This is a genomic window from Streptomyces sp. NRRL S-337, from assembly GCF_000720175.1.
Taxonomy (GTDB): domain Bacteria; phylum Actinomycetota; class Actinomycetes; order Streptomycetales; family Streptomycetaceae; genus Streptomyces; species Streptomyces siderophoricus.
Map to the genome: position 1 here is coordinate 82,874 of NZ_JOIX01000025.1, position 8,885 is coordinate 91,758.

At 71.6% G+C, this 8,885-nt stretch carries 5 protein-coding genes; 3 read left to right on the plus strand and 2 right to left on the minus strand.

Annotated elements, in window-relative coordinates; all coding sequences use genetic code 11:
- The first annotated feature begins 86 nt into the window (after positions 1-86).
- Entirely contained in the window at positions 87-1,532 is a 1,446-nt protein-coding gene (locus tag IG62_RS0119730; RefSeq protein ID WP_030804514.1) for a Gfo/Idh/MocA family protein, read from the plus strand.
- A 62-nt stretch (positions 1,533-1,594) separates the two neighbouring features.
- Here the strand turns inward: IG62_RS0119730 and IG62_RS0119735 are convergent, their stop codons facing one another.
- Entirely contained in the window at positions 1,595-2,974 is a 1,380-nt protein-coding gene (locus IG62_RS0119735) for a cation:dicarboxylate symporter family transporter (RefSeq protein ID WP_037838663.1), read from the minus strand.
- Between the two features lie 269 nt (positions 2,975-3,243).
- Positions 3,244-3,987, minus strand: coding sequence for a lipoprotein (locus IG62_RS0119740; protein ID WP_030804522.1), 744 nt, complete (start codon positions 3,985-3,987; stop codon positions 3,244-3,246).
- 418 nt (positions 3,988-4,405) lie between these two features.
- Between IG62_RS0119740 and IG62_RS48810 the strand changes: the two genes are divergently transcribed.
- Together IG62_RS48810 and IG62_RS0119750 are read left to right on the plus strand one after the other, a co-directional pair.
- Entirely contained in the window at positions 4,406-6,883 is a 2,478-nt protein-coding gene (locus IG62_RS48810) for an ABC transporter transmembrane domain-containing protein (RefSeq protein ID WP_234326629.1), read from the plus strand.
- A gap of 29 nt (positions 6,884-6,912) precedes the next feature.
- Positions 6,913-8,694 (plus strand): ABC transporter ATP-binding protein, encoded by a 1,782-nt coding sequence (locus IG62_RS0119750; protein ID WP_030804528.1) that lies wholly within the window; start codon positions 6,913-6,915, stop codon positions 8,692-8,694.
- Positions 8,695-8,885: the final 191 nt, after the last annotated feature.

The window sequence follows — 8,885 nt, forward strand, 5'->3', positions numbered from 1 at the left end:
CCCTCTTGTGCCTCCGGCCGCCGGCCGACAAGGTCCTGACCGAGGTTCACGTATGCCCCGGCGCACCACCGATCCCTGGAGGACCGATGAACGAGGCACGATCGCAGAACCACGAGCACGACCACAGCCACGAGGAGGCCGGTCCGAGCCGCCGTTCCGTCCTGTGGACCGCCGGTGCGGCGGGCGCGGGACTGGGGCTGGGCGGGCTGACGGTACCTCAGGCCGCGGCGGCCACGCCCGGGGCGGCCGGTGCCGCGAACGGCGCCGGCGCGACGCCGGAGGCCAAGGGCAGAACCATGATCGGGGTGCCGTTCGAGCGGCGCTCCACCGTCCGCGTCGGCATCATCGGCCTCGGCAACCGCGGCGGCAGCATGATCGACCTGTTCCTGGCGATGCCCGGCGCGCAGGTGGTCGCCCTGTGCGACCCGGTGAAGGAGAAGACCGCCCGGGCCGCCAAGAAGGTCACCACCGCGGGGCAGCCCGCACCCGCCGTCTACACCAACGGCGACCATGACTTCGAGCAGCTCTGCAAGCGCGGGGACGTCGACTTCGTCTATGTGGCCACGCCCTGGGACTGGCACTTCGAGATGGCGAAGACGGCGATGCTGAGCGGCAAGCACGTCGGCGTGGAGTGCCCGATCGCGCTCCGCCTGGAGCAGCTGTGGGAACTCGTCGACCTCTCCGAACGCACCCGCAGACACTGCATGCAGCTGGAGAACTGCTGTTACGGCAAGAACGAGATGCGGGTGCTGCGGATGGCGCACGCCGGGCTGTTCGGCGAGCTGCTGCACGGCGCGGGGGCGTACATCCACGATCTGCGCGGCCTGATGTTCGACCCCAAGTACTACGAGGGTCCCTGGCGCCGGCTCTGGCACACCCGGTTGCGCGGCGACCTCTACCCCAACCACGGCTTCGGCCCGGTCGCCAACTACATGGACCTCAACCGCGGTGACCGCGCGGTGCGCATCTCCAGCATGGGTTCCCCTGCGCGCGGGCTCGCGGCGTACCGCAAGGAGCACATGCCGGCGGACGACCCCAGCTGGAAGGAGTCGTACATCGAGAGCGACCGGACGGTCAGCCTCGTGCAGACCGCCAAGGGACGGGTGATCCGGCTGGAGCACGACGTTTCCACCCCGCACCCGTACAGCAGGATCAACAGCCTCGGCGGCACCAAGGGCCTCTTCGAGGACTACCCGGAGCGGATCTATCTGGAGCCGGACCAGAACAACGACGAATGGGGCGACTTCGGCACGTACGCGCAGTGGGACCACTGGCTCTGGAAGGAGCACGCCAACCCGCCCGGCGGCCACGGCGGTATGGACTACATGCTGGTCTTCCGGCTGATCCAGTGCATGAGGCTGGGTCTGGTGCCGGACTTCGACGTCTACGACGCGGCGACCTGGACGGCGCCGGTGCCCCTGAGCGACCGCTCCATCAAGGCGAACGGCGCGCCGCAGGAGATCCCGGACTTCACCCGCGGACTGTGGAAGAAGGCCCGGCCGGGGATGGACTCGGAGAAGCCGGAGGAGTAGGACGGGTTGCCGTACGGGCCCGGCGGGCCGCCGGAGCGGGCGCCCGCCGGGCCGGTCCCGGCTCAGCCCTCGGGCGTGCTCTGCGCAGCTTCGGCGGGCTGCGGGGCATCGACGGGCCGGGCGGGCCGGGCCGTTTCGGTGGGCTGGGCGACCTGCTCGCCGTTCAGGACCCGCTTGGCCGTCACCCGGTCCAGTGCGCCTTCCCAGCGGGAGACCGCGAACACCGCGACGCAGTTGCCGAGGAGATTCGTCGCCACCCGCATCGAGTCCATGATCCGGTCGACGCCGAGCAGCAGGGCGACCGCGGCGGCCGGGATGACGCCCAGCGCGGAGGCGGTCGCGGACAGCGCGAGGAACGCCGAACCGGGTACGCCCGCCATGCCCTTGCTGGTCAGCATGAGCACCAGCACCACGGTGATCTGCTGCCCCAACGACAGGTCGACGCCGATGGCCTGGGCGATGAAGAGGGTGCCGATGGAGAGGTAGATCGAGGCGCCGTCGAGGTTGAACGAGTAGCCGGTCGGCAGCACCAGGCCCACCGCGTCGTCCCGGCAGCCCGCGGCCCGCAGCTTCTGCATCATCCGCGGCATCACGGTCTCGCTGGATCCGGTGCCCAGCGCCAGCAGCAGTTCCTCACGGGTGTAGCGGACGAACTTCCAGAGGCTGAGCCCGGTGACGGCCTTCAGCGCCAGGCCGAGGAAGACGAGGAAGGCCAGTGCGACGCCGTAGCAGACCGCGATCAGCTTGCCGTAGGTGGACATCGCGCCCAGTCCGTACTCGCCGACGAGGTGGGCGGTGGCGCCGAGGACCGCGAGCGGGGCGAGCTTCATGATGTAGCCGACGATGGTGAACACGACCTCCTGGGCCTGTTCGATCAGCGGCAGCAACTGCGGCACCTTCTGCCGGCCGAGGTGCAGCAACGCGGCACCCACCAGGCAGGCCAGCACCAGGACCTGGAGCAGCGAGTTCTCGGCGAACGCGCCGACCGCGCTGTTGGGGAGCGATTCCAGCACGAACTGGGCGGCGGACGGCAGATGTCCGCCGCCCGTCTTGGCGTCCACCGCCCCCTTGTCCAGCGACGCGGGATCGACGTGCATCCCGGCGCCGGGCGCGAAGACGTTGCCGGCCAGCAGGCCGACGACGAGGGCGATGCTGGTGGCCACCTCGAACCAGATCAGGGCCTTGACGCCGATGCGGCCGAAGGCCCGCAGGTCGCCCGCCTTGGTGATGCCGGCGACGACGACGCAGAAGACCAGCGGCGCGATCATCGCCTTGATCAGCCGGACGAAGCCGTCCCCGAGCGGCTGGAGCGCCGATCCGGCCTGCGGCCACAGCCGCCCGACGACGACACCGAGGACGAGGGCGACGAGTACCTGCACGAACAGGCTGGTGCGCAGCAGACGGCCTGCGCGGCGGACGAAAGGTGCGGTGGCGTGCGGCACGGGCACTCCTCCATGGACGGATTCTGTTATGCGGAAGTGGACTTCCGCGGTCCGTCACTATGGCCGCTTGGTGTTCCCCACGAAAGAGCTCGCTGTAACTTCCGGGAAAATCTTGGAGCTTGATCCAAGGCGGAACGCACGGCCCGTACGCAATTGAGCGGGAGCGACGGCGGCGCCCCCTTCCTCCGGCGGTGCCGCACTCGTCCCCGTAACGACTCGGGGCGATACGGGGCGATACGGGGCGCTGACACTTCCCCGACCGGCGGCTCTCAGGCCGCCAGATGCGCCGCGTCCCCCATGACCACCACGGGCTGCCGCACCGGGTCGAGGGCGCGCAGCAGCGTCTGCATCGCGGACTTCGAGACGCTCACGCAGGCGGAGGTGCCGCTGCCGTGGTCGAGGTGCAGCCAGACCCCGCCACCCTTGGACTGCCCCTCGGGACGGGTCGGGTCCAGCGGCGAGGCGCCCTTCACCCGGTTGTAGTTGATCGCGATGACGTAATCGAAGTCATGGCGGGTGTTCTTGGACCAGTACGACGGCGGGGTGAAGGCGGTGGAGTGGGTGTAGGGCAGCTTGGCGCCCGGGTCCGCGAGCACCCCGCCCGCGTCGGTCAGCGTGAACACCCCGACGGGGCTGCGCTTGTCGTCCTCGTGGTGGTCCGTCGTCCAGCCGCGCCGGCCGTTGTGTGCCGGCCAGCTGCCTTTGCGGTCCCAGCCCTTGGGGCCCTTCTCGTACAGGACGACGGTGGCATCGGCGGAGTCCGCCGCCTTGCCGTAGACCGCCACGATCTGACGGGAGCCGGCGGGGATCCGGGACCGGAGAGCGATGCCGATGCCGGGGATGTTCTTGAGGTGGGTGGTGGCCGACGCGCCGCGGGCCGGGCCGCCGGGGCGCTCCCCCTTGCCCGCCCCGTCGTCCTTGCCGTCCTGACCGCCCCCGCCACAGCCGGCCAGAAGGACCAGTCCCGCCGCGGCCACCGCCGCCCTCCGCATCACACCGCCCGCACGTCGCATGCCCCCATGGTCGCACCACGCGGCTGACGTCCGTTCAGCGCCCGCCGCATCGGCGAGCCGCGCCGGACGATTGTCCTGAACGCGCGGTCGCAGCGGAAAAATCGATTGAAATCAGCCCACTCCCCGGGCCAGTCTTCCAGGACCTTCACCGGCAACCAGACGGGCAACGGGACCGGTACGAGGGCCATTTCGCCTGCCGAAACGGACCGGGCGCGGGGCCGGAGACGGCGCGCCGCCCCCTCCTCGACCACCCCACCACGACTTCCGCGACCTCCTCCACCACCACCAGTCGACCACCACTTCCGCGACTTCTACGACTTCCGCGACTTCCGCGACTTCCGCGACTTCCGTGACGTCGAGGGCACTCGTCCAGTCGTCCACTCGTCCATTCGTCCACGACTTCTTCGCCTGGGGCACCATGCAGATCCGCGACCTTCCGCATCCCGACCCCGGCGTCCCCGACGTCCGTACGGGCGGCAGCTTCCTCCGCTGGCTCTACAAACAGCAGCTGGGCGGCCAGCTGAAGGCCCTCGCCTGGGGCCTGGTGAACTTCGGCGCCATCGCCTCCTTCCCGCTGCCGGTGGGCATGGCCGTACAGGCCGCGGTCGATCGCGACGGCGGCCGGCTGGCACTGTCCGGCGGGCTGATCCTGGTCCTCGGTGCGCTGATCGCGCTGGGCGGCACGATGCTGCACCGCGCCGCGGTCACCAACTGGATCACCGCCGTCGCCCGGATGCAGCAGTTGCTCGCCCGCAAGACCACGGAGCTGGGTTCGGCCATGACCCGGCAGGTGGCGGCCGGTGAGATCGTCGCCGTCAGCACCGGTGACCTGGAGAAGATCGGCTGGTTCGTCGAGACGATCTCCCGGTTCGGTGCGGCCGCGGTCACCGCGGTCGCGGTCGCGGCCGCCCTGGTCGTCCGGGAACCGCACCTCGGCATCCTGGTGGCGCTCGGCGTCCCCGTCCTGGCGCTGGCCGTACTGCCGTTGCTGCCGCCCGCCGCCCGGCGGGCCGACGCCCAGCGTGAGATGGCCGGCCGGGCCACCGAACTCGCCTCCGACACCGTCGCCGGCCTGCGCGTCCTGCGCGGCATCGGCGGCGAGGAGCTCTTCCTCGGCCGCTACCGCGCCGCCTCGCAGGAGGTGCGGCGGGCCGCCGTCCGCAGCGCCCGGATGTGGTCGCTGATCGCCGCCGTCCAGGTCGCGCTGCCGGGCCTGCTGCTGATCGCGGTGGTCTGGTACGGCACCCGGCTCGCCCTCGACGGCACGGTCGCGGTCGGCGAACTCGTCATGATTTACAGCGCGGTCACGTTCCTGCTGCTGCCGCTCCGGCACTTCGAAGAGATCGCCCAGGCGCTGTCCTTCGCCCGGCCGTCGGCCCGGCGCACCGCCCGGGTCCTGGCCCAGCACCGGCCGGCCGGTGGCCGGGACGGGGACAACCGGGCTCTGCCCAGCGGTGATCTGCACGACCCGGTCAGCGGCCTGACCGCACCGGCCGGCCGGCTGACCGCAGTGGTCTGCGGCGACCCGGACACGGCCGGCCGACTCGCGGAACGGCTGGGTGGTCATACCTATGGGGGTGGGGCGGCTGCGGCGGGCCAGGTGGCTGGTGTGGGGGAGGTGGCTCGTGCGGGGCAGTCGGCGGACCGGGTGGCTTGTGGGGGGCGGGCGGTTTCTGCGGGGCGGGGGGCTCGTGTGGCTGAGGCATCTCCTGCTGACCAGGTGACTTCTGAGGCTCAGGCGGTTCCTGCTGGCCGTCCGGATCCTGCGGGCTATGCGGAGGGTGCCAACCGGGCCAACCATGCGCCTCATGCGGCCCCCGCCGGCCATGCGAACTGGGCGGTCCCTGCCGACCGCGCGGACGGTACGGCCCCTGCGCAGGGCGACGGGCCCTACAGCGTGTGTGCTGGAGACGGCGCGGAAGCCGGAGACGGCGCGAACGACGGAGATGGCGGGCGCGGTGGAAACGGCGGGCGCGGTGGAGATGGCGCGCGCTGCGGCGAGGTTGACGGAGATGGCGCGCACCGCGGCGCCGGTGGCGAAGGTGGCACGCATTGCGGCACGGGAGGCGGTGCGGGGCAGGGCCTGCCGTCGGTCACCCTGGGCGGCATCCCACTGGACGACCTGCCGCGGGACGCCGCCCGCAAGGTTGTGCTCGTACAGGACAAGGACCCGATGCTGCTGTCCGGCACCCTCGGTGAGCTGCTCGACGTGCCGTCCTCCGGGCGGCTGGCCGCCGATGAGGCACTCACCGCCGCCCAGTGCGCCGATGTGCTGACCGCCTTGGCGCAGGCCTCGCTCGACGACTCCGGGGACCCGATGCGCACTCACATCACCGAGCGCGGCCGGTCACTCTCCGGCGGCCAACGGCAGCGGCTGGCGCTGGCCAGGTCGCTGGTCACCGACCCTGAGGTGCTGGTGCTCGACGAGCCGACCAGCGCCGTGGACGCGCACACCGAGGCCCGGATCGCCGACGGCCTGCGGGAGGTCCGGACCGGCCGTACGACGGTCGTGCTGACCTCCAGCCCGCTGCTCCTGGACCGCGCCGACCAGGTCGCGTTCCTCCATGAGGGCAAGGTCGTCGCCGAGGCTCCCCACCACGAACTGCTGCACAGCCACCCCGCCTACCGCTCCGTCGTCACCCGGGAGACAGAACCCGAAGGTATTGGGGAGGCGGAATCCGAGGCCACTCGGGAGACGAAACCCAACGCCGTGCGGGAGACAGAACCCGAAGCCGTTCGGGAAACGGAATCCGAAGCCGTTCGGGAGGCGGAATCCGAGGACGCTCCGGCCCCGGAATCCGATGTAACGCCGCATACGGGCCTCGCCCCAGAAGGAACCCGGGACAAGAACCCCGAACGGGTGCTGACGACCGCTCAGGTCGACGAGACCGCATGATCGAGATCGATCGAGATCGAGGAGACCCCATGATCGGCCTGGCGCCGCCGGAGCACGATCCGGACGCCCCGCAGACGCTCACCACCCTGCCCGTGGGCTCCCCGGCGACGGTACGGAGCTACGTCGCCGAGCTGATCCGCCGGCACGGCCGGGAGTTCACCGTGCTGGTCGTCGTCAACGCCGCCGCGGTGATCGCCTCGATGACCGGGCCGTACCTGCTGGGCGGGGTCGTCGAGAAGCTCTCCGCAGGCGATCACCACCTCCAACTCGGCCGCACCGTCGCCTTGTTCGCCCTCGCCCTGATCCTGCAGACGGTGTTCGTCCGCATGGTCCGGCTGCGCGGAGCGATGCTCGGCGAGCGGATGCTGGCGGACCTGCGCGAGGACTTCCTCGTACGGTCCGTGGCGCTGCCGCCGGGCGTTCTGGAGCGGGCCGGCACCGGCGATCTGCTGTCCCGGATCACCACGGACATCGACCGGCTCTCCAGCGCGATGCGCGAGGCCGTGCCGCAGCTGTCCATCGGTGTGGTGTGGGTGGCACTGCTGCTGGGCGGGCTGACCGTGACCGCCCCGCCGCTCGCCCTGTCCGTGCTGATCGCGCTGCCCCTGCTGGTCGTCGGCTGCCGCTGGTACTTCAAGCGTGCGCCGTCCGCCTACCGTTCGGAGGCAGCGGGGTACGCGGCGGTGTCCGCCGTCCTCACCGAGTCCGTGGACGCCGGCCGCACGATCGAGGCGCACCGCCTCGGCGCCCGCCGCATCGCCCTCTCCGAGCGCCGGATCCGCGAATGGACCCAGTGGGAGCGCTACACCCTCTTCCTGCGGTCGGTGCTCTTCCCTGTCGTCGACCTGACGCACGTGGTGCTGCTGGGCGCGGTGCTGCTGCTCGGCGGGGCGATGGTGATGCAGGGCTGGCTCACGGCGGGCCAGCTGACGACCGGTGCGCTGCTCGCCCAGATGATGATCGATCCCGTGGGCATGATCCTTCGCTGGTACGACGAGTTGCAGGTGGCCCAGGTGTCCATCGCCCGGCTCGTCGGCGTCCGGGAGATCGAACCCGAGACGGCGGATGCGGAGCGGCTGCCCGACGGCCGCGACGTGCACGCCGATGACGTGAGCTTTGGCTACCGCACCGGCGTCGACGTCCTGCGCGAGGTCTCCCTGCGGATCCGTCCCGGCAGCCGCCTGGCCCTGGTCGGCCCGTCCGGTGCCGGCAAGTCGACGCTGGGCCGGCTGCTCGCGGGGATCTACGGGCCCCGTGCGGGCAGCGTGACGCTGGGCGGTGTGGAGCTCTCCGCGATGCCCGCCGAGCGGGTCCGCGAGCATGTCGCACTGGTCAATCAGGAGCACCACGTCTTCGTCGGGACGCTGCGCGACAACCTGCTGCTCGCCCGCACCGACGCCGACGACGCCGAACTGTGGGCGGCCCTGGGCGCCGTGGACGCCGATGGCTGGGCCCGGGCCCTGGACACGGGCCTGGACACCGAGGTCGGCTCGGGCGGCCACACCCTGACCCCCGCCCAGGCCCAGCAGATCGCCCTGGCCCGTCTCGTCCTGGCCGACCCGCACACCCTGGTGCTCGACGAGGCCACCTCACTCCTCGACCCGCGTGCCGCCCGCCACCTTGAGCGCTCTCTGGGCAAGGTGCTGGACGGCCGCACGGTGGTGGCCATCGCCCACCGCCTGCACACCGCCCACGACGCCGATGTGATCGCCGTAGTCGAGAACGGCCGCATCAGCGAACTCGGCACCCACCACGAACTGGTCACCGCAAACGGCCCGTACGCGGCACTCTGGCGGTCCTGGCACGGATAGCTGACGGGTGGTGAAGGCGGCGGCCGGGGCGGCGGGACGGGCGGGGCAGTGGGGGCATTGGGGCAGGTCCGGCACTGGGGCAGGTGGGGCGGGGCGAGGCGGGTGGAACGGGCGGGCCGCCCGGCCCTCGCCACCCGGCGGCGCCCCGGACCGCCAGAGTGCCGCGTACGGGCCGTTTGCGGTGACCAGTT